Source organism: Burkholderia sp. JP2-270 (assembly GCF_003233675.1).
GTDB classification, from domain to species: domain Bacteria; phylum Pseudomonadota; class Gammaproteobacteria; order Burkholderiales; family Burkholderiaceae; genus Burkholderia; species Burkholderia pyrrocinia_C.
The window spans coordinates 2,320,559-2,343,213 of record NZ_CP029825.1 but is presented as its reverse complement, the minus strand read 5'-3'; the positions used below and the strand labels follow the sequence as shown (position 1 = coordinate 2,343,213).

The 22,655-nt window shown below is 69.0% G+C and carries 22 protein-coding genes; 10 read left to right on the top strand and 12 right to left on the bottom strand.

Annotated features, from left to right (window positions below; translation table 11 throughout):
* Nucleotides 1–14 precede the first annotated feature (14 nt).
* Together DM992_RS28700 and DM992_RS28695 are read right to left on the bottom strand one after the other, a co-directional pair.
* Nucleotides 15–2,033: an LssY C-terminal domain-containing protein gene (locus tag DM992_RS28700; protein ID WP_111020451.1), complete on the bottom strand. Its 2,019-nt coding sequence runs from the start codon at nucleotides 2,031–2,033 to the stop codon at nucleotides 15–17.
* A 102-nt stretch (nucleotides 2,034–2,135) separates the two neighbouring features.
* Complete coding sequence (locus tag DM992_RS28695; protein ID WP_111019625.1) at nucleotides 2,136–2,588, bottom strand: hypothetical protein; 453 nt, start codon at nucleotides 2,586–2,588, stop codon at nucleotides 2,136–2,138.
* A gap of 311 nt (nucleotides 2,589–2,899) precedes the next feature.
* On the opposite strand from DM992_RS28695, the gene DM992_RS28690 reads away from it, so the two are divergent.
* Together DM992_RS28690 and DM992_RS28685 are read left to right on the top strand one after the other, a co-directional pair.
* A complete protein-coding gene (locus DM992_RS28690; RefSeq protein WP_111019624.1) occupies nucleotides 2,900–3,547 on the top strand; it encodes a response regulator transcription factor in 648 nt (215 codons plus the stop codon).
* Nucleotides 3,544–5,331 carry a sensor histidine kinase gene (locus tag DM992_RS28685; protein ID WP_111019623.1) on the top strand — a complete coding sequence of 596 codons (1,788 nt, stop codon included), beginning with the start codon at nucleotides 3,544–3,546 and terminating at the stop codon, nucleotides 5,329–5,331. Before DM992_RS28690 ends, DM992_RS28685 begins: the two co-directional genes overlap by 4 nt.
* 37 nt (nucleotides 5,332–5,368) lie before the next feature.
* On the opposite strand, the gene DM992_RS28680 is transcribed toward DM992_RS28685, so the two are convergent.
* The 4 genes from DM992_RS28680 to DM992_RS28665 form a co-directional block, all read right to left on the bottom strand.
* Entirely contained in the window at nucleotides 5,369–5,668 is a 300-nt protein-coding gene (locus DM992_RS28680; protein WP_111019622.1) for a type II toxin-antitoxin system RelE/ParE family toxin, read from the bottom strand.
* Nucleotides 5,665–5,940 (bottom strand): YlcI/YnfO family protein, encoded by a 276-nt coding sequence (locus tag DM992_RS28675; RefSeq protein ID WP_111019621.1) that lies wholly within the window; start codon nucleotides 5,938–5,940, stop codon nucleotides 5,665–5,667. The genes DM992_RS28680 and DM992_RS28675 overlap by 4 nt, the downstream gene beginning before the upstream one ends.
* Nucleotides 5,941–6,054: 114 nt before the next feature.
* A complete protein-coding gene (locus tag DM992_RS28670) occupies nucleotides 6,055–7,365 on the bottom strand; it encodes an MFS transporter (RefSeq protein ID WP_111019620.1) in 1,311 nt (436 codons plus the stop codon).
* Nucleotides 7,366–7,477: 112 nt separating this feature from the next.
* Nucleotides 7,478–8,494: an ABC transporter substrate-binding protein gene (locus DM992_RS28665; protein ID WP_111019619.1), complete on the bottom strand. Its 1,017-nt coding sequence runs from the start codon at nucleotides 8,492–8,494 to the stop codon at nucleotides 7,478–7,480.
* 238 nt (nucleotides 8,495–8,732) lie between these two features.
* On the opposite strand from DM992_RS28665, the gene DM992_RS28660 reads away from it, so the two are divergent.
* Together DM992_RS28660 and DM992_RS28655 are read left to right on the top strand one after the other, a co-directional pair.
* Nucleotides 8,733–9,398, top strand: a complete 666-nt coding sequence (locus tag DM992_RS28660; RefSeq protein WP_111019618.1) for a response regulator transcription factor — start codon at nucleotides 8,733–8,735, stop codon at nucleotides 9,396–9,398.
* Entirely contained in the window at nucleotides 9,385–10,806 is a 1,422-nt protein-coding gene (locus DM992_RS28655; protein WP_111019617.1) for a sensor histidine kinase, read from the top strand. The genes DM992_RS28660 and DM992_RS28655 overlap by 14 nt, the downstream gene beginning before the upstream one ends.
* Before the next feature lie 208 nt (nucleotides 10,807–11,014).
* On the opposite strand, the gene DM992_RS28650 is transcribed toward DM992_RS28655, so the two are convergent.
* From DM992_RS28650 to DM992_RS41870, 5 genes are read right to left on the bottom strand one after another with little or no spacing between them, the layout of a single operon-like run.
* A complete protein-coding gene (locus tag DM992_RS28650) occupies nucleotides 11,015–11,779 on the bottom strand; it encodes an ABC transporter ATP-binding protein (protein ID WP_111019616.1) in 765 nt (254 codons plus the stop codon).
* Nucleotides 11,776–12,633, bottom strand: coding sequence for an ABC transporter ATP-binding protein (locus DM992_RS28645; protein ID WP_111019615.1), 858 nt, complete (start codon nucleotides 12,631–12,633; stop codon nucleotides 11,776–11,778). The genes DM992_RS28650 and DM992_RS28645 overlap by 4 nt, the downstream gene beginning before the upstream one ends.
* A gap of 11 nt (nucleotides 12,634–12,644) precedes the next feature.
* Nucleotides 12,645–14,456: an ABC transporter permease gene (locus tag DM992_RS28640; RefSeq protein ID WP_111020450.1), complete on the bottom strand. Its 1,812-nt coding sequence runs from the start codon at nucleotides 14,454–14,456 to the stop codon at nucleotides 12,645–12,647.
* Nucleotides 14,457–14,494: 38 nt separating this feature from the next.
* Nucleotides 14,495–15,688, bottom strand: a complete 1,194-nt coding sequence (locus DM992_RS28635) for an ABC transporter substrate-binding protein (RefSeq protein ID WP_111019614.1) — start codon at nucleotides 15,686–15,688, stop codon at nucleotides 14,495–14,497.
* 13 nt (nucleotides 15,689–15,701) lie between these two features.
* Entirely contained in the window at nucleotides 15,702–15,983 is a 282-nt protein-coding gene (locus DM992_RS41870) for a hypothetical protein (protein WP_162631753.1), read from the bottom strand.
* Between the two features lie 60 nt (nucleotides 15,984–16,043).
* Here DM992_RS41870 and DM992_RS28630 point away from each other — a divergent pair, with 60 nt between their 5' ends.
* The 4 genes from DM992_RS28630 to DM992_RS28615 are packed head-to-tail and all read left to right on the top strand — an operon-like array spanning nucleotide 16,044 to nucleotide 19,653.
* Nucleotides 16,044–17,057, top strand: a complete 1,014-nt coding sequence (locus DM992_RS28630) for a LysR family transcriptional regulator (protein WP_111019613.1) — start codon at nucleotides 16,044–16,046, stop codon at nucleotides 17,055–17,057.
* On the top strand, nucleotides 17,054–18,487 hold the full coding sequence (locus DM992_RS28625; protein WP_111019612.1) for an NAD(P)/FAD-dependent oxidoreductase: 1,434 nt from the start codon (nucleotides 17,054–17,056) through the stop codon (nucleotides 18,485–18,487). Before DM992_RS28630 ends, DM992_RS28625 begins: the two co-directional genes overlap by 4 nt.
* 45 nt (nucleotides 18,488–18,532) lie before the next feature.
* Complete coding sequence (locus DM992_RS28620) at nucleotides 18,533–19,063, top strand: hypothetical protein (protein WP_111019611.1); 531 nt, start codon at nucleotides 18,533–18,535, stop codon at nucleotides 19,061–19,063.
* Nucleotides 19,060–19,653 carry a peroxidase-related enzyme gene (locus tag DM992_RS28615; protein WP_111019610.1) on the top strand — a complete coding sequence of 198 codons (594 nt, stop codon included), beginning with the start codon at nucleotides 19,060–19,062 and terminating at the stop codon, nucleotides 19,651–19,653. The genes DM992_RS28620 and DM992_RS28615 overlap by 4 nt, the downstream gene beginning before the upstream one ends.
* A 39-nt stretch (nucleotides 19,654–19,692) precedes the next feature.
* Here DM992_RS28615 and DM992_RS28610 read toward each other — a convergent pair whose 3' ends face one another.
* A complete protein-coding gene (locus tag DM992_RS28610) occupies nucleotides 19,693–20,124 on the bottom strand; it encodes an Lrp/AsnC family transcriptional regulator (protein WP_006753967.1) in 432 nt (143 codons plus the stop codon).
* Between the two features lie 295 nt (nucleotides 20,125–20,419).
* On the opposite strand from DM992_RS28610, the gene DM992_RS28605 reads away from it, so the two are divergent.
* Nucleotides 20,420–21,499 (top strand): ornithine cyclodeaminase, encoded by a 1,080-nt coding sequence (locus tag DM992_RS28605; RefSeq protein ID WP_111019609.1) that lies wholly within the window; start codon nucleotides 20,420–20,422, stop codon nucleotides 21,497–21,499.
* Nucleotides 21,500–21,556: 57 nt separating this feature from the next.
* On the top strand, nucleotides 21,557–22,558 hold the full coding sequence (locus DM992_RS28600) for an arginine deiminase-related protein (RefSeq protein WP_111019608.1): 1,002 nt from the start codon (nucleotides 21,557–21,559) through the stop codon (nucleotides 22,556–22,558).
* Nucleotides 22,559–22,655: the final 97 nt, after the last annotated feature.

Sequence of the window (22,655 nt, the reverse complement as noted above, 5' to 3'; positions counted from 1 at the left end):
GCCGGCCTGCCCGCTCACGGCCTGGTCATCCACACCAGCAGCATCCCGGCCGGCGCGGCATTCATCCCCGTCGGCGGATGCTCGATCGTCGGCTCGACCGCCAGCGCCTGCGCGATCGCCGCCGCATCGTCGATCGGCGTCGTCCTCACGATCGTTATCAGCCTCGCCGGCCGGTGCAGCGTTTCGCGATACAGTGCGCCGTACCACAGCGGCCGCGTGCCGAGCGCATCCTGCAGCACGTACGGATAGCGCCACAGCCGCAGCACGACACGGCTTTCCGGGTGGCCCGGATCGACGTGGACGAACACGCGGCGCGTGCTCTCGCCGTGCGTGTAGCGCGGCAGTACCGGTAGCGTGTCGGCCGGCGCCTGCGGCAACAGCCAGCGCAGCGCGGTGGCGGGCGACCACGGCGTCGCGCGCTGCCAGCCGGCCTGAGCGAGATGGCGATCGAGCGTGTCCGACGTCGCACTCCATTGCAGCGGCAGATATTCCTCGCGATCGCCGCCGATCTCGGTGCGCCGCGTCGGCACGCGCTGCCACCCGCCGCGCATCCACTGGTCGACGGTCATCGCGACCACGTCGCCGACATGCGGGCGCGACGCGCGGTCGAGCTGCCATTGCGCGGGAATCGTCCATACGCCGGCCGTCGCGAGCACCACGACCACCGCGACGAGCGCGCCCCTCGACTGCACATGCTCGCGCACGCGCCAGTACGCATAAGCGCCGGCGAGCACCGCGAACCACGCCAGCCCGAGGCTCCAGCCGCCGAGCAGACCCGACAGCCACGTATCGCCGACGTACAGCCGCGCGAAGCCGCCGAGCACGATCCACAGCACGACGGCCGTCACGACCGGGATACGCCACCGCGGGGCCCCGTCGTGCGCCAGCACCCAGCCGAGGCCGCTGCTCGCGAGAATCGCGAACGCGGCATCGGCATCGGGCAGCGGCTCGTGCAGCGCGCCGGGGGGCAGGCTCGCGGGCGACGCGCCGGGCATGCCGGCGCCGAACACCGGCACGAGCACGACGGCGATGCCGATCGTCGCGAGCCACCATGCGGACGTCAGCCAGCAGCGATGAATCATCAGCCAGACGAGAAACGCGGCCGCGACGATCAGCCCCGTATCGTGCCCGTGCAGCACCGCGAGCGCGCTCATCGCGGCATCGACGGGCGGCGTGCGCAGGTTCTGCAGGAACGCGTATAGCGCGATGTCCGCCTGCATCAGCGGATCGTTCGCGACGACATCCTGCACGAGCCCCGCGAACAGCCACACGCAGCCGACGAACAGCAGCGCGAGCACGGGCACCGCGCCCGGCAGGCGGCGCACGCGCGCGATCGTGTCGTGCAGCCGCGCGCCGAAGCGCGGCCAGCGGCGCGCGCATGCATGCACGACTTCGACGAACACGCGACGCAGCAGCGGCCAGCCGCGCCGCAACGCGACGCGCACGCCGATCCACACCAGCGCGACCAGCGCGGCGACGACCACCAGGATCGCGGCGACCCGCACGCTGATCGCCGCGGCCAGAACGGCCGACGCGCCGAACAGGATGCCCGGCGCCACATGCACGGGCGCCCACACGAGTGCCGATATCACGTTGACCGGATAGAACGACCGGCGCGGCAGCGTCGCGCAGCCGACGACGACCGGCACGATCGCACGCACCGGCGCAAGGAAGCGCGCGAGCACGATGCTCTTCATGCCATGGCGCAGCACGAACTCCTCGCCGCGCGAGTAAGCGGCCGCGTAGCCGAAGCGCGCCCACGCGTTGCGGATCACCCCGCCATAGTGCCGCCCGAGCTCGTAGCTGATCCCGTCGCCGACCACGGCGCCGGCAGCCGCGACGCCGATCGTCGTCCACCCGTCGAGCGCGCCCGCGCCGATCAGCGCGCCGGCCGCGAACATCACGGCACCGGCCGGCACGACCGTGCCGACCAGCGCGATCGCCTCGGCGCAGGCGGTCACGAACACGATCGCCAGCACGAGCAGCGGATGCGCGCCGATCGCGCCGATCCATGCGTGGATCGTGTCGCTCATCGCGCGCTCCAAAGCGGCACGGCCCGATGTGCGAACACCGGGCCGGCAGTGGCGTAGGGAACGTTCATCGCGAGGTGCGCGCTGTCGCGCCGGCGTCGGAGATCAATCGAACTCGTACTGCCGCGCATCGGCCTCGAGCGGCGCGTCGTGGTACCCGACCGTCGCGATCTCGTGCAGATAGCGCGCGAGAAACGCGCCGATCGACCCGGCGGCCTCGAACTGATGTACGTGACGGAATTCGTGGGTCAGCAGGCGGCGCGTGTCTTGCCCGCGCAGCACGAACACCGCATGGCCGAGCGTGAGCCCGATCGTCCCCGGCGACAGCAGCCCCGTGTCGCGGGCGATCGCGGCCAGCGAAGGCGTTTCGGGGAACGGCATGCGGTCGACGATCACGACGCGGATCCGCTCCGGCTGCGCGACGCCCACGGTGCGCGCGTCGTCGGCCTGCGCCGGCGTCAGCGGCGCGCCCTGCGCGATCCCGCGCGCCGCTTCCGCTTCGGCCCATGCGACGGCGGCAGGCAGTGCGGACGGAAGGATATCGGCAAGGTCGATCATCGCGGGGCTCCTCGGTTGTCGCGGTGGCATCGGGCACCAGTTTAGTCCCGAATCGGGGCCGTTCGCGTGACACCGCGCCGGTCCCCCCGGGGCCCACCAGCCATCCGGGAATACCCCAACCCACAAGCGGTCCACGCCATTCCCTTTTCCGTCGATTATTTCGGTTCAGTCCACATTCCGGGGTCGGATATCTCGAAAATTTCCCGGATGTGTACCGTTTTGGGATTCGGCGGAATATATTGATCGGAAGAACAGTCGCGGCGGCAACCGGACGGCAGGGTCCGCGGCGTCATCCCGAAGAGGGTCGCTCGATGATCAGGGTAATTCTGGCTGACGATCACGCAGTCATGCGGGACGGACTGCGTCATATCCTGGAGAGGGCCGGCGGTTTCGAAATCGTCGGCGAGGCGAGCGACGGCCCGGCCACGCTCGCTCTGGCCGAGCGCAGCGCCGCCGACGTGCTGCTGCTCGACCTGTCGATGCCCGCGCCGACCGGCATCGAGCTGATCCGGCTGGTCAAGAGCCACGCGCCGTCGCTGCGCACGCTCGTGCTGACGATGCATGCCGAGGCGCAGTACGCGGCGCGCGCGTTCAAGGCCGGCGCAACCGGTTACCTGACGAAGGACAGCGCGACCGCCGAGCTCGTCGAGGCCGTCGGCAAGGTCGCGGCGGGCGGCGTCTACGTGAGCCCGTCGGCAGCCGAAAGCCTCGCGCGCACGCTGCGCGCGCCGGCCCAGATGCTGCCGCACGAACGGCTGTCCGCGCGCGAGCTCGACGTGATGCACCGCATCGTCGCGGGCCAGACCGTCACGCAGATCGCGTCCGAACTCGCGCTGAGCGCGAAGACGGTCAGCACGTACAAGACACGGATCCTCGAGAAGATGGAACTGCCGCACGAAGCCGCGCTGGTCCGCTACGCGATGCGCCACGATCTCGACCCCGGCGTCGACAACGCATGATGGCCGCCTTCCGCTTCCCGTCCGCGCCCCCGGACGACACCGATCCGGACGCGTCGCGCCTGTTCATGTCGTCGCTGCCGCCGGGGCGGCGCGAGCGGCGGCTCGCGATCGCGACCGTGCTCGTGTCGGCCGCGATCTTCGCCGCACTCGCGCCGTTCGCGGGCATGCCGCTCGCGCCGGGCTGGGCGTTCATTCCCGTGTACCAGTCGGCGATCGTCGTCAACGACATGGTGACGGCCGGCCTCCTGCTCGGCCAGTACGCGATCCTGCGCGAGAAATCGCTGCTCGCGCTCGCGGGCGGCTACCTGTTCACGGGCTTCATGGCCGGCACGCACATGCTGACCTTTCCGGGACTGTTCACGCCGACGGGCCTGCTCGGCGCCGGCGAACAGACCACCGCCTGGCTGTACCTGTTCTGGCACGGCGGCTTTCCGCTCGCGGTCGCCGCGTACGCGCTGCTGCGCGCGGCGTCGCGCGCGCGCCCGATCCCGGCCCCACAGCGCCGCGCGGCGATTCCGGTGGTGCTCTGCATCGTCGCGGCGGCCGGCGCGACGGCCGCGCTCGCGGTGCTCGCGACCGCCGGCCACGACCTGCTGCCGCGCATCATGCACGGCAACCGGATGGCCGCGACGATGAAGAACGCGATCACGGTCGTCTGGGGGCTGAACCTGGTGGCGCTGATGCTGATGTGGCGGCAACGACGCCGCCATTCCGTGCTCGATCTGTGGGTGATGACCGTGCTCGTTGCCTGGCTGTTCGACATCGCGCTGTCGTCGATGCTGAATCACGGGCGCTTCGATCTCGGTTTCTACGCGGGCCGCGCGTACGGCCTCGTCGCGTCCGGCGTCGTGCTGTTCGCGATGCTGTTCGAGAACGGCCGGCTGCACGCGCAGACGGTGCGCGCGCTGGCCGGTGCGCGCTACCAGCATCTGCTCGTCGTGCAGAAGAGCGCGCAGTTGAACGAGGCGAACGAACGGCTCGAACAGCGCGTCGCCGCGCGTACCGCGCAACTGAGCGCATCGAACCGCGACCTGCGGCGCGAAGTCGAGGAGCGCGTGCGCGCGGAGCGGGCGCTGCAGGCGTCACGCGAGGAACTGCGCGAGATCGCCGCGATCAGCGCGACCGCGCGCGAAGCCGAGCAGCGCCGCATCGCCCGCGAGCTGCACGACGAACTCGCGCAGACGCTCGCGGCGCTAAAGAACGATCTCGAATGGCTGGTCGACCGCGTGCAGCAAGACGACGCGCCGCTGGCGCGCAAGATCGCGGCGATGCACACGATGGCACGCGGCGCGGTGGCCGCGACGCGGCGCATCGCGTCGGACTTGCGCCCGCTGATGCTCGACGATCTCGGCTTCGCCGCGGCGATGCAATGGCTCGTGGAGGATTTCCGGCACCGTCACGGGATCGCGTGCGCGCTGCATGTCGAACCGACCGAGCTGCAGCTCGACGAACCGTATGCAACGGCCGTGTTCCGCATCGCGCAGGAAGCGCTCGCGAACATCGCGCGGCACGCGGCCGCATCGCATGCGGACGTGGACCTCGTGCACCGGGACGATGCGATCGCGCTGACGATTCGCGACGACGGTGCGGGATTCGATCCCGGTGCGCCGCGCAAGTCGAGTTCGTTCGGGCTGGTCGGCTTGCGCGAGCGTGCGTATCTCGTCGGCGGCACGCTGCGGATCGCGACGACGCTCGGTGAAGGTACGACGGTCGAGGTGGAGATTCCGCTTTCGCATGCGCGGGTGGCGGTTGCACATGGCGGGGCTGGGGCTTCGCGCGGGTAGGCCGGTCGGATGCGGAGGTGGCGCGTCGCTGATGCGGTCAGTGGTAGTCGTCTTCTAGTTGATGGCGGACGGCGAGGATCGTTACCTGCTCTGCACTTTCGATCTCGAACAACAGGACATAGCCTGACGTACCGAAGGACACGATCAATTCGCGCAGAAACGGATTGCGCTCGTCAATTTTGCGGCAAGTGAACGGGAACAATCGCAGCATGGCGACGCCGCGTTCGATCGCCTCCAGGGCCCTCGCCGCCGCGTCCACGTCACGTTCGAGAAGATATCGATACAGTCGCACCAGGTCTTCACGCGCCGCATTCGTATAGCGGACCGGGTAGCTCAATCAGCCGCCTTCGGCGCGCGCGCGGCGTTCAGCATGCTCTCAAGCTCGCTCTGCACATCCTCGGCATCGACGTATTTGCCGGTACGCCGCGCTTCGTCGCGCGACGCCAGGCCGCGTGCGACAAACTCGCGCTGCAGGCGTCGGCGCGCAATGCCATCACGCAACGCCGACTCCATGAACGCAGATAGCGTCTCGTTTTCCGACAGGACCGATTCCGCCTCTTCACGCAGTTTCGGGTCGACTCGCAGCGCGGGCATCGTGGCTGTTTTCATCGCACACTCCATGCATTACATATGTAATACATGGTAGCACATCACGACAACCGAACAGAGTCGGCCGATTGGTATGGTCGGCTTGCCGGCACTGTATAAACCGGCCTCGCCGCATCACACCTGCGCCGCCACCATCCCCCGCTCCGATCGCGTCCACGCGACCAGCGCGCCGATCCCGAGCAGCGCGAGGCACACGATCGGCACGATCATCGGCCCGAACGCGGTGCCCGTCACCTTGCCCGCGAACGGCATCAGGTTCTGGCTGAAGAAGCCGCCGAGGTTGCCGATCGAGTTGATCGCCGCGACGCTCGCCGCCGCCCGCGCACCGGTGAAATAACGCGGCGGCATCGACCAGAAGCACGGATACAGCAGCGGGATGCATGCGCCGCCGAGCACGAGCGCGATGAAGCGCAGCGGCGTCGACGGCAGCACGAGGCTCAGCAGGAAGCCGAGCGCGCCGAGCGCCGCGACGATCGCGATCGTGCGCAGGATGCTCTTCGCGCGGCGCAGCTTCGCCGGCAGCCACAGCAGCAGCAGCACCGCGAGCGCCCACGGCAGCATGCTCAGGAAGCCGTTCGTACTGCTCGACACGCCGAACGATTTCACGAGGGTCGGCAGCCAGTACGTGACGCCGTACAGCGACGTCGACATCAGCATGTAGGTTGCCGCGAACAGCATCACGCGCGGATCGAGCAGCGCCTTCCACGGTTGACCGTGCTCGGCCTGCGCGGGCTTCTCGCGCTCCAGCGCGGCCGCGACGATCTGCTTCTCGCGCTCGTCGAGGAACGTTGCCTCGCGGAACGACGCGGGCAGCACGCGGAACACGACGATCGCGACGATCACGGCCGGAATGCCGGTTGCAATGAACACCCACTGCCAGCCCGCCAGCCCCCACACGCCGTTCAGGCTCAGCAGCACGCCGCCGACCAGCGAGCCGAGCATGTTCGCGAGCGCGCTGCCGAGCGTGAAGATGCCGAGCACCTTTGCGCGGTAGCTCTGCGGAAACCACAGCGTCAGGTAGTAGATCACACCCGGATAGAAGCCTGCCTCGGCGATGCCGAGCAGGAAGCGCAGCGAGCAGAACGCGGGCATCGACGTCGTGAAGCCCATCAGCACGGTGATGAGGCCCCACGTCAGCATGATCCGCGCGAGCCATACGCGTGCGCCATAGCGATGCAGCGCGAGCGTGCTCGGCACCTCGAACAGCAGGTAGCCGATGAAGAACAGCGACGACGCGAGCCCGAACGCGGCCTCCGTCATCCCGAGGCTGTGCACCATCTGCAGCTTCGCGAAGCCGACGTTCTGCCGGTCGATGAACGCGATCAGGAACATCACGACGAGGATGGGCAGCAGGCGCCGCGCCATCTTCGACATGATGCGCTGTTCTTCGGCGGACGCGGGGTCCAGGGTTTCGGTAGCGTTCACTACGGGCTCCTTACGTGAATCGGTTGCATGTCGGTTGAATCGGCGCCGCGCGCAACGAAGGCGCGGGCGCGGAATGTTTCGATGAATGTCGCCTGTCGGCCGTCGGCGGCGCTCAACCCGACCGGTAGTCGTCGAGCATCGGCGCGAACATCTCGTGCCACGCGCGCGGCTTCGCCTTGATCGTGCCGGCCAGGTACAGGAATTCGACGTAGTCCATCAGCTGGTTCGGCCGCACCGTGAAGCGCGTGTCGGGCGCAGCGAGCATCCGCATCACGTCGTCGTGCGACACGCCGACGCCGGACGACGCCGCATAGAGCGCGGCCGCCGCGCGCGGGTCCTGCGCGATCAGGCGGTTCGCTTCGTCGAGCGCACCGAGAAACGCGACGGCCAGCGCGGGCTCCGTATCGACGAGCCGCTTCGGCGCGAACACGACGTCGAGCGTCAGCGGGCCGAGCACGTCGACCGAGCTCACGACGCGATGGATGCCCGGCTGCCGCAACTCGAGCGTCGAGAACGGCGGCGACGTGAAGTGCGCGGTGACGCCGTTCTCGCGGCGGATCAGCGCCTGCATCGCCTGCGGATGCGGCAGGTTCACGGTGATCGAATCGAGCTGCGCGAAATGCTTCGGACCGAGCTGCCGGCTCGCGACCATCTGCAGCACGACGGCCGACAGCGACGTGCGGATACCGGGCACCGCGATCCGGTCGGACGGCGTGAAGTCGCGCAGCGACGTCAGGCCCGGACGGTTCGCGTTCAGCGACAGCGACGTGGTCGACAGCCCGCTGATGCCGATCACCTCGACGTTCGGAATACCGCGCGCCCGCGCCCACAGCTCGATGAAGCCCGGCGCGCCGGCGCCCGCGAAATCGAGCGTGCCGGCCATCATCGCGTCGTTGACGGAATTGCCGCCGTCGAGCAGCACCCAGTCGACCGCGACATCGCGCATGCCGTGCCGCGCCGCGTGCCGCTCGAACAGCCGCTGCTTCTCCATCACGAGCAGCGGCAGATACAGCACGCCATAGCCTTTCGAGATCCGCACCGTGCGCGGCTTCGCGCGCACGAGCGCCGGTGCGGCGAGCACGCCGAGCCCGGCGGCGATCAATGCGCGGCGGCGCGGCGACGCCGTCATGCGTGCGTCGCCTTGCGACAGGCGGCAAACGGCCGCGCGAGGGCCGGCGGCGCGCTGCGGCGCGCGTGCGTCGTGCCCGTGACTTGCTGCATGTTGCCGTCTCCTTGAATATTTCTGGTATTAATGCCGTCCTTGCGTGCTTCTTCCGGCTCGACACAGGTTATCGACCGAGTCTGAGAAAATGCTGACATCCCGGCCCCGGGAAAACCCCTAATCCACCCACCTGCAAAACGGCACCATGCGCATTCTCGTCGTGGAGGACGATGCCGAAATCGGCGCGGCGATCCGCAGCCGCCTGGCGCGGCTCGGCCACGCCGTCGATCTCGAAGCCGACGGCGCGACCGCGAACGGGCTGCTGCGCGTCGAGCGCTTCGACCTCGTCGTGCTCGACGCGAACCTGCCCGGCATGGACGGTTTCGCGGTGCTGCGCAACCTGCGCGCGTCGGGCAGCACGACGCCCGTGCTGCTCGTCACCGCGCGCTCGGCGATCGACGACCGCGTGAGCGGCCTCGGCCTCGGCGCCGACGACTATCTGGTGAAGCCGTTCGACTACCGCGAACTCGATGCGCGCGTGCAGGCGCTCCTGCGCCGCAACAGCGGCCACGCGAACGACGTGCTGACGCTCGGCGGCCTCGTGATCGACCGCAGCAGCCGCCTCGCCGAGCTCGACGGCCAGCCGCTGTCGCTGTCGCGCCAGGAATTCGCGCTGCTCGAAATCCTCGCGAGCCGACCGCAGCGCATCTTCTCGAAGGAAGAACTGCTGAACCAGCTGTTCAGCTTCGGCAACGAGCCGACCGCGAACGCGGTCGAGCAGTATGTGACGCGCGTGCGCAGGAAGCTGCAGGGCAGCTCGGTCGAGATCCGCACCGCGCGCGGGATGGGGTATCAGATTGCCGCGCATTGACTGGTTCCCGAAGACGCTGTTCGGACGCACGCTGCTCTTCATCGCGCTCGTCGTCGCGACCGGCGCGCTCGCGCTCGCGGCGATCGCGCGCTACTACGCGGGCGTCGCGGCCGAACGCGCGTACGACCAGCTGCTCGCCGGCGCGTCGATCCAGGTCGCGGAAAACCTCTACGTGCAAGGCGGCGTGCTCGCACTGAATCCGCCGGTGGCCGCGCTGTCGACGCTGTCGCGCTACGACCTCGTCTACTACAAGGTCGTCGATTCGCGCGGCGTCGTCGTGGCCGGCTACAACGATCTCGCGAGCCCCGCGACACTCGCCGCCGCGAAACAGGGCCCCGCATTCGCGAACGCCGTGTACCAGGGGCACCGCATCCGCACGGCGACCATCGCGCGCTACATGCCCGAGGAAAGCACGCCGGGCTGGGCGCTCGTGACCGTTGCGCAAACCACCAACGCGCGCCAGCAGCTCACCAACGACATGAGCATCAAGGTGTGGACGCTGATCCTGCTGATGAGCGTGCTCGCGATCGGCGCAAGCGGCCTCGCGATCCGGCGCGGCCTGCGCCCGCTCGCGCAGATCGGCACGATCATCGCCGCGCGCGACCCGGCCGACCTGCGGCCGGTGGCCGTCGACACGCCGAGCGAGATCGACGCGATCATCGGGTCGATCAACGGGTTGATACACCGCCTGGCCGAACGCATCAACGCGATGCAGCGCTTCATCGCCGACGCCGCGCACCAGATGCGCACGCCGCTCGCGCGGCTCGACGCGCAGATCGAACTGCTCGACGGCGAATCCGATCCCGCGCGCCATGCGGCACGCCTCGATGCGCTGCGCGCGACCAGCGCGGACGTCGGCCGCCTCACCGGCCAGTTGCTCAATCATGCGATGGTGATCCATCGCATCGAGGCCGTGCCGCTGCAACCGGTCGAACTCGTCGCGCTCGCGAAGGACGTGCTCGGCCGCACGATTCCACTCGCTGACGAGCGCGATGTTGCGGTCGCGTTCGCGAGCGATGCGCCGCTTGCGTGGATCGACGGCGATGCGATCAGCTTGCAGGAAGCGCTGTCGAACGTGCTGCACAACGCGCTGCTGCACGGTCATGCGGACGACATCGTCGTATCGGTCGCGACCTCGGGCAACGCCGATGATGCGGTCACGCTGACCGTCACCGACAACGGCCGCGGGATTCCGCGCGAGCACTGGGACGCCGCATTGCAGCCGTTCGTGCGGCTCGCGCCGGACGGCAGCGAGCGGCGCACGGGGTCGGGCCTCGGGCTCGCGATCGTTCAGGAAGTGATGAAGGCGCATGGCGGACGCGTCGGGTTCGCGTTTCCGAACGCGGGCGGGTTCGCGGTGGTGCTGACGTTTCCGCGGGCGGCGGGGATCGGTGCGGGCGGAGCGTAGGCCGGCGGAATCGGGCACGCGGCCGATCGGATACCGGTGAGCCGCAGCCGTCAATCGCCGCTGTGGTCAGCGACAGCAGCCGCGTTGCGTTCCGCACCGCGCAGCGCTCCCACTACGGTGATGGTGACCCAGCGCTAATCCGCCTGACATTTCGGTGTGCATCGCAGTTTTTCGCGACGCCCCCGGGAGGCGCCACGAGCCACGCCGACTATGCCGCCACCGCCTCGCCACCCAGATACGCATCGCGCACGCGCTCATCGTCGAGCAGCGCCTTAGCGGGCCCTTCGAGCACGACGCGCCCCGTCTGCAGCACATACCCGTAGTGCGCGATCTCCAGCGCGAGGCTCGCGTTCTGCTCGACCAAGAACACCGCCACTCCCTGCTTGTTGATCGCATCGATCAGCTCGAGCACCTTGTCGACGTAAAGCGGCGACAGCCCCATCGTCGGCTCGTCCATGCAGATCAGCTTCGGCCGCGCCATCAGTGCGCGCGCCATCGCGAGCATCTGCTGCTCGCCGCCCGACAGCGTGCCTGCGCGCTGCGCGAGCCGCTCCCTCACGCGCGGAAACAGATCGAGCACGCGTTCGTAATCCTCCGCCACCGCCGCGCGGTCGCCGCGCGTATACGCACCCATCAGCAGGTTCTCCCGCACGCTCATGTCGCCGAACAGCCGCCGCGCCTCGGGCACGGCCGCGATCCCGCGCCGCACGCGCTGCGGCGTCGCGAGCGCCGTCACGTCGTCACCGTCGAAACGCACGACGCCGCGGCGCGGCCGCATCAGCCCGAGAATGAGCTTCATCGTCGTCGACTTGCCGCTCGCGTTGCCGCCGAGCAGGCTCACGATCTGCCCGCGGCCCACTTCGAAGTTCACGTCGAAATGCACCTGCACCGGCCCGTAGAACGTATCGAGGTGTTCAAGTTTCAGCAGTGCGTCGGTCATGGTCGTGTCGGGTCCGGAAGAAAGCGTGTTCATGCTGCCGCCTGCGTCGTGCGCTCCGCGGCCGCACCGCCCGCATGGCGACGGCCGAGGTACGCCTCGATCACGCGCGGATCGTGCCGCACGTCGCGCGGCGCGCCTTCGGCGATCTTCACGCCGTTGTCGAGCACCATCACGCGATCGGACACGCGCATCACGAGTTCGAGCTTGTGCTCGATCAGCAGGATCGTCAGGCCGCGCGCCTTCAGCGACTGGATCAGTTGCAGCATCTCGGCCGTTTCCGTCTCGTTCATCCCGGCCGTCGGTTCGTCGAGCAGCAGCAGGCGCGGATGCAGCGCGAGCGCGCGGCCGATCTCCACGCGCCGCCGGTTCGCGTACGACAGGCTGTGCGCCGGATGATCGATGCGCGGCGTGAGCCGTTCGCCGAACCCGGCGACGATCGCGCGCGCCTCGTCGCGCAGCGCCGCTTCCTCGCGCCGCACCGATGCGGGCCGCACGAGCGCGCGCAGCACTTCGGCCGCCGCGCCGAGCGCGGGCCAGCCGGGCCGGGCCGCGCGCAGCCGCGCATGCGCGCCGATCAGCACGTTGTCGAGCACGCTCAGGTTGCCGAACACGCGGCCGTGCTGGAACGTGCGTGCAATGCCGAGCGCCGCGAGCCGCTCGGGCGCCATGCCCGTGATGTCGCGGCCGTCGAACGTCACGCGGCCGGCATCGGGCCGGTCGGCGCCCGCGATCAGGTTGAACAGCGTGGACTTGCCGGCGCCGTTCGGCCCGATCACGCTCAGCAGTTCGCCGTCGGCAAGCGTCAGGCTCGCACCGTCGAGTGCGGTCACGCCGTCGAAGCGGCGCGTCAGGCCCTGCACGTCGAGCAAGGGTCGGGTGGTGGTCATCGCATTCCTCCTCACACCGTGCCGAGCAGGCCCTGCGGCCGGAACCGGACGAGCAGCAGCAGCACGACGCCGTAGATCAGCATCCGGTAGTCGGCCGCCCAGCGGAACAGCTCGGGCAGCCCGATCAGCGCGACCGCGCCGGCGATGCCGCCGAGCACGTTGCCGAGCCCGCCGAGGATCACCATCGTCAGCGCGAGGATCGACACCTGCGAATCGAAGGTCTGGTGATTGATGTAGCTGTACAGGTGCGCGGCGATGCCGCCGCTCACGCCGGCCGCCACGCCGCCGACCGCGAACGCGATCGCCTTGTAGCGGTTCGGTGCGATGCCGTGCGCGCGTGCGGCAACGTCGTCTTCGCGCACCGCGCGCAGCGTGCGCCCGAGATGCGAGCGCAGCAGCCGAACCTGCACGAGCGCGAACACCACGAGCACCGCGAACGTGAACCAGTATGCGGCGCGCGCGGTCGTCGCCCACGGCAGCGGCGCGATGCCGGTGATGCCGAGCGGGCCGCGCGTGAGGCCGTCCCAGTTCAGGATCACGAGGCTCACCACTTCGCCGATGCCGAGCGTCGCGATCGACACGTAGTGTCCGCGCAGCCGGAACGCCGGATAGACGAGCAGCGTGCCGAGCACGGCCGTGATCGCGCCCGCGCACGGGATCGTCACGGCCGGCGACCAACCGAGATCCGACGACAGCAGCGCCGACGCATACGCGCCGATCACCAGCAGCGCCGCATGCCCGAGCGAAATCTGCCCGACCGTGCCTGCGACGAGCGTGAGGCTCAGCGCGAGCAGGCCGTACAGCCAGGCGTTGGTCAGCGTCTGCAGCACGTACGGCGACGCACCGAGCAACGGCAGCACGGCCGCCAGCGCGACCAATCCGGCGAGCACCGGCCGCGGCACGCGCACGACTTTCGCGGCCGCGAGGAAGGTGCCCGTCATCGGCTCGGGCGGCAGCGCGCGGTTCGCGCTGAACAAGCCGTTCGGCCGCCACACGAGGAACACGATCAGCAGCCCGAACGCGAACAGGTCGCGATAGCTCGTGCCGAACAGCGCGACGCCGTAGCTTTCGACGAGACCGAGCAGCAGGCTGCCCGCGATCGCGCCCGGCACGTTGCCGAGCCCGCCGATCAGCAGCGCGACCACGCCCTTCAGCGTCGCCTGGAAGCCCATCGCCGGATCAATGCTGTTGTAGTACATGCCGACCAGCAGCCCGCTCACGCCGCCGAGCGCGCACGCGATCGCGAACACGGTCTGGTTCACGCGGTCGACGTCGACGCCCATCTGCAGCGCCGCATCGCGATCCTGCGCAGTCGCGCGCACGGCCCAGCCGAGCCGCGTGAAACGCAGGAAGCCATACAGCAGCGCGGCCGCCGCGATGCCGATGCCCGCGATCAGCAGGTCGAGCGAGCCGAGCGTCGCGCCGGCGATCCGCACGTGCCAGTCGGGCAGCGGCGTCGGCACCGCACGCGGGTCCGCGCCGAATGCGAGCTGCGCGAGCTGGTCGAGGATGAAGCTGATGCCGATCGTCGCGAGCAGCGGTGCGATCCGCGCCGCATGGCGCAGCGGCCGCAGCCCGATCCGCTCGATCGCGATGCCGAGCGCGCCGCAGCCGACGACGACCGCCGCGAGCGCGACCGGCAGCGGCAGCCCGAAGCGCGTCAGGCACAGCCAGCCGATGAACGCGCCGACCATGTAGACCGAGCCGTGCGCGAAGTTGATCAGGTGCGACACGCCGAAGATCAGCGCGAGCCCGACCGCGAGCAGCGCGTAGATATTGCCGACGATGAGGCCATTGAGCGTGTAGTCGAGCCAGGATGCCATCACGATGCGTCCGTCACTTGCATGCGGTTGATTCGGAATCAGCGCGCGGCGAGCTGCGGCTTCGCGCCGTCCCACAGCGCCCACTGCCCCTGCTTCACGACCAGATACACGGTGCGCGCGCCCGCGACGCGGCGCGTCTGCGGATCGAAGCGCACCTTGCCGAAGATCACGCTCGGCACGTCTTTCACCTTCGCGAAGCCGTCGTGTGCGGCCTGCCGCGTCGTGCCGTAGCGGCGCAGCACCTCGGCCGACAGGATCAGCGCGTCGTATGCGCGCGCAACGAACGAATCGGGATCGGCGTGGAATTTCGCGCGATAGCGCTGCACGAACGCCTGCACCTCGGGGCGCGGCTCGGCCGGGAAGAAGTTCGATTCCGTATAGACGCCGTCGACGGCCGCGCCGCCCAGTTCGAGGAATTTCGGCGAATACACGGAGCCGACCGCCGCGATCGGCAGCACGACGCCCGATGTGCGCGCCTGCCGCACGATCTGCGCGCCGTCCGCGTAGTACGAGATCAGCACGATCGAATCGGGCTTCGACGCGCCGATCCGCACGAGCGTCGAGCGGAAATCCTTCTCCGCCGGCTGATAGCCCTCGGCCGCGACGACCTGCGCGCCGAGCCCGGCCACCGCCTTCGCGAAGATGTCCTTGCTGGTGCGGCCCCAGTCGGTGTTCAGGTACAGCACCGCGATCCGCTTGAAGCCGAGTTCCTTCACCGCGTAGCGCGCGAGCAGCGGCTGCTCCTCGGCCTGGCTCAGCGCGGTGCTCCACAGGTAATCGCCGCCCTTCGTGAAATCCGGATGCGAGTTCGTGAAGCCGAACTGGATCAGTTGCCCGCGCTGGTAGATCGGCGAAGCAGCCATCGACGTCGCGCTGGAGAAATCGCCGAGCTCGATCGCGATGCGCGGATCGGCGACGAACTTCTGCGCGATCGCCACCGCCTGGCGCGGATCGCTGCGGCTGTCCTGGAAATCGATCGCGAGCGGCCGGCCGTGAATGCCGCCGCTGCCGTTGATCTCGTCGAGCGCGAGATCGAAGCCGCGCTTCCATTGCTCGCCGTATTGCGCGTCCTGGCCCGTGAGCGGCCCGCTCACGCCGACCACGACCGGCTCGCCCGACACGCCCGCCGCGAGCGCGCCGCCCGTCGACAAGCCCCATGCGGCAGCGAGTGCCGCCACCGTGCCCAGTACGCGCCGCCATGCGCCGCGTGCGTCGTTCCCCGAAACGTTCATGCCGCCCCCACCTTCAGTCAGTCGAAAAGAGTGAGGGCATGTAACCATCCTGCTCGGGGCGTTCCAACGAAGTTTTGCGCATATCGATATCGCGTGCGGCGCGAAGCGGATGACGCGCGCGGAAGGCCGTTTGCACGCGGCGCATCATGATGTGCATCTGCGTGCATCGCATCGCGTTGATTCGATTGCGGTTTCCCGCGCGCCATCGCTCGCAGCCGATGCCCATGTACGCATCTCCAGCCATCACGGCGATCACATGCTTCGCAGTTTTCGCGCTGTCGATAGCAAAAATCATTATATGAATCGCGCATGCTCACACTCCTACAATGCGCAATTCGCATCATCGGAACGCGTCATGGAGCTGCATCAACTCGAAGCCTTTTCCGCGGTCATGTCGGCCGGCAGCGTGACCGGCGCGGGCGAACTGCTCGGCCGCTCGCAGCCGTCCGTCACGCGGCAGATCCAGGAGCTCGAAGCCGATCTCGGCTACGCGCTGTTCGACCGGCACGGCCCGCGCGTGACGCCGACGCGGCGCGCGTTCCTGCTGTACGAGGAAGTCGAGCGCTCGCTGGTCGGCCTGCGCGCGATCGAGGCACGAGCACGCGCGCTCGGCGACGAAACGGCCGAACCCGTGCGCATCGCGGCGACGCCGTCGCTCGCGGCCACGCTCGTGCCGGCCGCGCTCGCCGCGCTGCCCGACGGCACGCACGCGCCGCACTACCAGTTGCGCAGCGAATCGGCCGAGCACGTCGTGCATGAAGTGCTGGCCGGCACGGCGGATATCGGCGTCGTCACGCTGCCGATGGCGCACGCGGGGCTCGACGTGCACTGGATCGCGCAGACGCCATGCGTCGCCGTGCTGCCCGCCGGCGACCCGCTCGCGGCGAAGCCGCGCATCGCGCTGCGCGATCTCGCGCGCCGCCGCATCGTGACGGTCGCTAACCGGCACCGGCTGCGCCAGCGGATCGACGCGGCATTCGCGGCCGCGCGCGTCGATGCGCGCGTGTTCATCGAAACCAATGCGTCGCTGAATGCGGTGATGGCCGCGCGCGCGGGCATCGGGCTCGGCATCGTCGATCCAGCCACGGGCGTCGCGCTGCCGGTGGACGGCGTCGTCGCGCGCCCGCTCGACGTCGACATCCCGTTCGCGTTCGGCGTCGCGACGCCGGCCGGCAAGGCGCGCACGGCCGCCGTCAATGCGCTGCTCGACGCGCTGCACCGCACGACGCGCGCGCTGCTCGACGACGTGACCTTTCACGACGCCGCCGCGCACGACGCGCTGCTGCGCGTCGACCGGCTGCGCAGCGAGCGCGCACCAAACCCGCCTCGCACGACACGTACGCGCCGCACCCGCCCGGAGGCCGCATGACGACGCCGCCCGATGCACTTGAAGCACTCGAAGCGCGGCTCGCGCAGGACCTGCGCTGGCTCGACCTGCCCGCGCCATCATGGGTGCCGCCACGCGAAGCCGACGGCGCGCGCGTGCTCGACGTCGCGATCGTCGGCGGCGGCATGGCGGGGCTCGCGGCTTCCGCCGAACTGCGCCTGCTCGGCATCGACAACCAGTGCGTGATCGACCGCGCGCCGGCCGGCTACGAAGGGCCGTGGGTCACGTTCGCGCGGATGGAGACGCTGCGCTCGCCGAAGCAGCTCGCGGGCCCCGCGCTCGGCCTGCCCGCGCTGACGTTCCGCGCGTGGTTCGAAACGCAATACGGCCGCGACGCGTGGGATGCGCTCTACAAGATTCCGCGCACGCAATGGATGGACTACCTGCGCTGGTATCGGCGCGTGCTCGACCTGCAGGTACGCAACGACACGACGCTCGTCGCACTGCGCCCACGCGACGACGGGCTGCTCGCGCTCGATGTGCACGGCAACGGCGAAGCGCAGACCCTGCTCGCGCGGCACGTCGTGCTCGCGACCGGCCGCGACGGTCTCGGCGGCCCGTACGTGCCGCCCGTCGCGGAACACGCGCCGCGCACGCGCTGGGCCCACTCGTCCGAGCCGATCGACTTCGCGGCGCTCGCGGGCAAGCGCGTCGGCGTGGTCGGCGCGGGCGCATCCGCATTCGACAATGCGGGCACCGCGCTCGAAGCCGGCGCCGCGCGCGTCGACCTGTTCTTCCGCCGCGCGGACATTCCGCGCATCAACAAGCTGACGGGTATCGGCAGCCCGGGCCTCGTGCACGGCTACGCCGATCTCGACGACGAGACGAAGTGGCGCTTCATGCACTACGCGTTGACGTCGCAGACGCCGCCGCCGCGCGACAGCGTGCTGCGCGTGTCGCGCCACGAGCACGCGCATTTTCATGCGGGCAGCCCGATCGAGACGCTCGCCGAACGTGCGGACGGCTTCGACGTGACGACACCGCGCGGGTGCTACACCGTCGATTTCCTGATCTTCGCGACGGGCTTTCATTCGGACTGGACGACGCGCGCGGAGTTCGCGTCGTTCGGGCGGCACGTGCGGCGCTGGAAGGATCGCTATCGACCGGAACCGGATGCATGGCTCGACGAGCTCGCCGAATCGCCCGATCTCGGCCCCGCGTTCGCGTTCCAGGAACGCGAGCGCGGGGCATGCCCGGCCGTCACGCGGATTCATTGCTTCAACCACGCGGCGAGCCTGAGCCACGGCAAGCTGTCCGGCGATATCCCGGCCATCAGCGCGGGCGCCCAACGGCTCGCGCGCGGCATCGCGAGCCGGCTGTTCGACGCCGACCGCGACCGGCACTACGACGCACTCGTCGCGTATGCAAACGCCGAGCTGCAAGGCGACGAATGGCGCGACGCCGACGCATGAGCGCGCGTTCATCGATCACATAAACGACGAAGGGAAACCAAAACGATGACTGAATCCATCACGCCGGCCGCCGCGCCGGATACGATCGGCGCGGTGGCCGGCCTGCGCGACGGCGATGCCGTGACCGCGCTGCGCCGAGCACGCGACAAGGTGCTGCTCCATACGCGGCAGAGCGAAGCCGCGCTGTTCGATCCGGCGTTGCCCGATCTTTCGTTGGTCGAAAGACTGCATGCGGCGCGGTATGTCGCGCAACGATCGAACGCGCACGCACTGGCGTCGACGTATCGAACGCGATTGCTCGACGTGGGCGGCACCGCCGAGGACATCGTGCGCGCCGACGCCGATGCGTTCGACGCGCTCGCCCCGCGCCTTGGCGCGATCCTCGCTCATGCGCGGCTTTTGACACACGCGCCCGCCGATGCGCGCCCCGCCGACCTGGATGCGCTGAAGTCGGCCGGACTCACGACGCCCGCGATCGTCGCGCTGTCGCAGCTCGTAGCGTTCGTCGCGTATCAGTTGCGCGTCGCGGTTGCCGCCCAAGCGCTTCAGGCACGTGCCGCCAAGGAGGCCGCATGACGACGTCCGCCCACGGCTTCACGTCCGACACGCTCGGCTGGCGCGCATGGCTCGATACGGTATCGCTCGATGCCGCGACGCCAGATCAGCTTGCGGTGCTCGAAGCGAGCCACCCGCAGGCGAAAACGTCCGACTACTACCTGCTGCTCGTCCACCTGCCCGAAATCCTGCGGCAGCGCTCGGGCGTGTTCAACGCGATCATGTATGGCCCCGGCGGGCTGTCACGCGCGGAGCGCGAACTCGCCAGCACGGCCGTGTCGCGCGTGAATGGGTGCGTGTATTGCGCGTCGGTGCATGCGCAGCGCTTCGCGCAGCTCGCGAAACGTACCGATGCGATCGAGCAGGTGTTCGACGATCCGGCGACGGCCGGCACGACGGCACGCGAACGCGCGATCGTGCGTTATGCGATCGCGCTGACCGAACGTCCCGATACGATCGACGCAGACGATATCGCGGCGCTTGAAGCCGAAGGGCTGACGCATGAGGAGATTCTCGACCTGTCGCACGCGGTCGCGATCTTCGCGTGGGCGAACCGGTTGATGCTGACGCTGGGGGAGCCGGTGTTTCCGGAGTCGGCAGCAAGCGCCTGACGCGCTTGCGAGCACGCCTGCACGCGGGCCATGCCCGCGTCACGCCTTGTGCGTCGACAACAAAATACTCGTCTCGGTACTCGCAATCCCGTCGATCAGCCGGATCGCGCCGAGCACGCGATCGAAATGCTCGAGCGAATCGGCATGCAATTCGGCGACGAGATCCCAGCGCCCATTGGTGCTGTGGATCGATGCGACGTTCGGATGCCCGCGCAGCACCTTCACCACTTCCGCGCCGCGATTGCCCTGCACCGCGATCGACATCAACGCGCGGATCCGGTGCCGTTCGGCCGCCGGCTTGAGCCGCACCGTATAACCGACGATCACGCCGTTTTTCTCCAGCCGCGTCAGCCGGTTCTGCACGGTCGCGCGCGCGACGCGCAATTCCTTCGCCAGTGCGACGACGGGCAGTCGCGCGTTGTCGCGCAGCAGCGCGATGAGCTGCCGGTCGACGTCGTCGAGCGTGATCATGAACGGGGCTTCCTGTTGAGCGTGAGCCAGCCGCCAGCGTGCCGGAGACGGCGCATTCCGACCAGTGTGAACCTGGCAAACTGCCGGAACCGGCTGGCAATTTGCCAAGTCTATCGATAAATTTGTCACCTTTGCTGTCTTTTTGTTGGCTCGACTCCCGGAAATAATGACTCCATCGACCGGCCGGATACGCCGCGCCGCCGCTTTTCAGCAAGCCCGCGCCCGAGCCGAAGCACCGCCCGGTCGACCGGAATGCCAGGACACCCGTACCGGCAAAGACAATGGAGACAGACCGATGACTCGCTTCCTCGACGTTCCCGCCACCGCCCGCCTGATCGCCAGGACCGGCGTCACGACGTTCCTGCGCGAACTCGTCGACACGCTGCGCGCCGATTACCTGCACTGGGCCGAGTTCGACAAGTCGCCGCGCGTCGCGTGCCACTCGCGCGACGGCGTGATCGAGCTGATGCCCGTCGCGAACGCGTCGCTGTTCGCGTTCAAGTATGTGAACGGCCACCCCGTCAACGCGGCGCGCGGGATGCATACGGTAATGGCATTCGGCGCGCTCGCCGAAGTCGATACCGGCTACCCGCTGCTGCTCGCCGAACTCACGCTGACGACCGCGCTGCGCACGGCCGCCACGTCGGTTCTCGCCGCGCAGGCGCTCGCACGGCCCGACTCGCGCACGATGGCGCTGATCGGCAACGGCGCGCAGAGCGAATTCCAGGCGATCGCGTTCCACACGCTGCTCGGCATCGACGAAATCCGCGTGTTCGACGTCGATCCGCTCGCAACCGACAAGCTCGTGCAGAACCTCGCCGCGTATCCGAAGTTGCGCGTCGTGCGCGCCGCGTCGACCGCCGATGCCGTGCGCGGCGCCGATATCGTAACGACCGTCACCGCCGACAAGGCGTACGCGACGATCGTCACGGCCGGCATGATCGAGCCCGGCATGCACCTGAACGCGGTCGGCGGCGATTGCCCCGGCAAGACCGAACTCGAAGCGGGCGTGCTGCGTGCAGGCCGCGTGTTCGTCGAATTCGAGCCGCAGTCGCGCATCGAGGGCGAGATCCAGCAGATGCCGGTCGACTTCCCCGTCACCGAGCTGTGGCGCGTGCTGCAGCGCGAAACGACCGGCCGCGAACGCGCGGACGAGGTCACGGTGTTCGATTCGGTCGGCTTCGCGCTCGAGGATTACTCGGCGCTGCGCTACCTGTATGCGCTCGCGCAGCAACACAACGCGGGGGTCGAGATCGCGCTGATTCCGCCGGCCGTCGACCCGAAGAACCTGTTCGCGCTGATCGACGATCCGGCAGCCATCGCGCAGGGTCACGCGGCATTCGTCACCGAAGCCGTCGCCGCATTCGCGCGCTGACCGTCATCGACGGGCGGCCTGCGCCGCCCGGTTCCCTGCCTTTCGCTCGTGACTTCCATGAATCTCGTATCGATCCAGGCGCCGGCCGCCGTCGTGATGATCCGGCCGCACCGTTTCCTGTCGAACCCGCAGACCGCGGCCGACAACGCGTTCCAGCGCACGGCCGCCGGCGGCTCGGCCGACACGTCGTCGGTATCCGCCGCCGCACGCGACGAAGTCACGGCCGCCGCGCAGGCGCTCGCCGATGCAGGCGTGCGCGTGCACGTGTTCGACGACCACGGCGAGCGCGACACGCCCGACTCCGTGTTCCCGAACAACTGGTTCTCGACGCATCCGGGCGGCCACGTCGCGCTGTATCCGATGCACAGCCCGAACCGCCGCCGCGAGCGGCGCGCGGACGTCGTCGAGATGCTGAAGGCCGAGTATCGCGTGCAGGACGTGATCGACTATTCGGGTCTCGAATACGACGACGTATTCCTGGAAGGCACGGGCGCGATGGTGCTCGACCACGTCGCGCGGATCGCGTACACCGCGCGTTCGCGCCGCGCCGACCCGGTTGCGCTCGAACGCTTCTGCACGCACTTCAATTTCGAGCCGATCTGCTTCGATACGGCCGACGCCGACGGGCGCCCCATCTATCACACGAACGTGATGATGAGCGTCGCGACCGAGTTCGCGATGGTCGGCCTCGACCTGATCGCCGACGGCCGGCGCCGCGCCGAAATCGCGCAACGCCTGACCGAAACGGGTCGCGCGGTGATCGCGCTCGATCAGTCGCAGATCGCGAACTTCGCGGGCAATACGCTGGAATTGTCGGGAAGAAACGGCCGCGTGCTGGCGCTGTCGCGACGTGCGTTCGATTGCCTCACACCTGGCCAGCGTGCGACGATCGAGCGCTCCGCGCGGCTGCTGCCGCTCGACGTGCCGACGATCGAACTGGCCGGCGGGTCGGTGCGCTGCATGCTCGCGGGGATTCATCTCGCGCGGCGGGCCGCTGCCGCAGACGTCGGCATCGTAGAGTCAGCCGCATCGTCGCGCGAGGCCATGCCGCAGATCTGACCGGCAGGCTCACAAAGCGCAAACGGCTGCCGATGCAATGCAACGGCAGCCGTTTGCTTATTCGAAGGGTATTGAATCGGCAACACCGCGAAATGCT

Excerpts from the sequence above, each read along its gene's own strand:
- DM992_RS41870 (WP_162631753.1), bottom strand. The coding sequence starts at position 15,983 with ATGATTTTTGCTATCGACAGCGCGAAAACTGCGAAGCATGTGATCGCC.
- DM992_RS28600 (WP_111019608.1), top strand. The coding sequence starts at position 21,557 with ATGAATCTCGTATCGATCCAGGCGCCGGCCGCCGTCGTGATGATCCGG.
- DM992_RS28625 (WP_111019612.1), top strand. The coding sequence starts at position 17,054 with ATGACGACGCCGCCCGATGCACTTGAAGCACTCGAAGCGCGGCTCGCG.
- DM992_RS28620 (WP_111019611.1), top strand. The coding sequence starts at position 18,533 with ATGACTGAATCCATCACGCCGGCCGCCGCGCCGGATACGATCGGCGCG.
- DM992_RS28605 (WP_111019609.1), top strand. The coding sequence starts at position 20,420 with ATGACTCGCTTCCTCGACGTTCCCGCCACCGCCCGCCTGATCGCCAGG.
- DM992_RS28675 (WP_111019621.1), bottom strand. The coding sequence starts at position 5,940 with ATGAAAACAGCCACGATGCCCGCGCTGCGAGTCGACCCGAAACTGCGT.
- DM992_RS28610 (WP_006753967.1), bottom strand. The coding sequence starts at position 20,124 with ATGATCACGCTCGACGACGTCGACCGGCAGCTCATCGCGCTGCTGCGC.
- DM992_RS28615 (WP_111019610.1), top strand. The coding sequence starts at position 19,060 with ATGACGACGTCCGCCCACGGCTTCACGTCCGACACGCTCGGCTGGCGC.
- DM992_RS28685 (WP_111019623.1), top strand. The coding sequence starts at position 3,544 with ATGATGGCCGCCTTCCGCTTCCCGTCCGCGCCCCCGGACGACACCGAT.
- DM992_RS28690 (WP_111019624.1), top strand. The coding sequence starts at position 2,900 with ATGATCAGGGTAATTCTGGCTGACGATCACGCAGTCATGCGGGACGGA.
- DM992_RS28640 (WP_111020450.1), bottom strand. The coding sequence starts at position 14,456 with ATGGCATCCTGGCTCGACTACACGCTCAATGGCCTCATCGTCGGCAAT.
- DM992_RS28700 (WP_111020451.1), bottom strand. The coding sequence starts at position 2,033 with ATGAGCGACACGATCCACGCATGGATCGGCGCGATCGGCGCGCATCCG.
- DM992_RS28650 (WP_111019616.1), bottom strand. The coding sequence starts at position 11,779 with ATGAACACGCTTTCTTCCGGACCCGACACGACCATGACCGACGCACTG.
- DM992_RS28660 (WP_111019618.1), top strand. The coding sequence starts at position 8,733 with ATGCGCATTCTCGTCGTGGAGGACGATGCCGAAATCGGCGCGGCGATC.
- DM992_RS28665 (WP_111019619.1), bottom strand. The coding sequence starts at position 8,494 with ATGACGGCGTCGCCGCGCCGCCGCGCATTGATCGCCGCCGGGCTCGGC.
- DM992_RS28635 (WP_111019614.1), bottom strand. The coding sequence starts at position 15,688 with ATGAACGTTTCGGGGAACGACGCACGCGGCGCATGGCGGCGCGTACTG.
- DM992_RS28645 (WP_111019615.1), bottom strand. The coding sequence starts at position 12,633 with ATGACCACCACCCGACCCTTGCTCGACGTGCAGGGCCTGACGCGCCGC.
- DM992_RS28630 (WP_111019613.1), top strand. The coding sequence starts at position 16,044 with ATGGAGCTGCATCAACTCGAAGCCTTTTCCGCGGTCATGTCGGCCGGC.
- DM992_RS28695 (WP_111019625.1), bottom strand. The coding sequence starts at position 2,588 with ATGATCGACCTTGCCGATATCCTTCCGTCCGCACTGCCTGCCGCCGTC.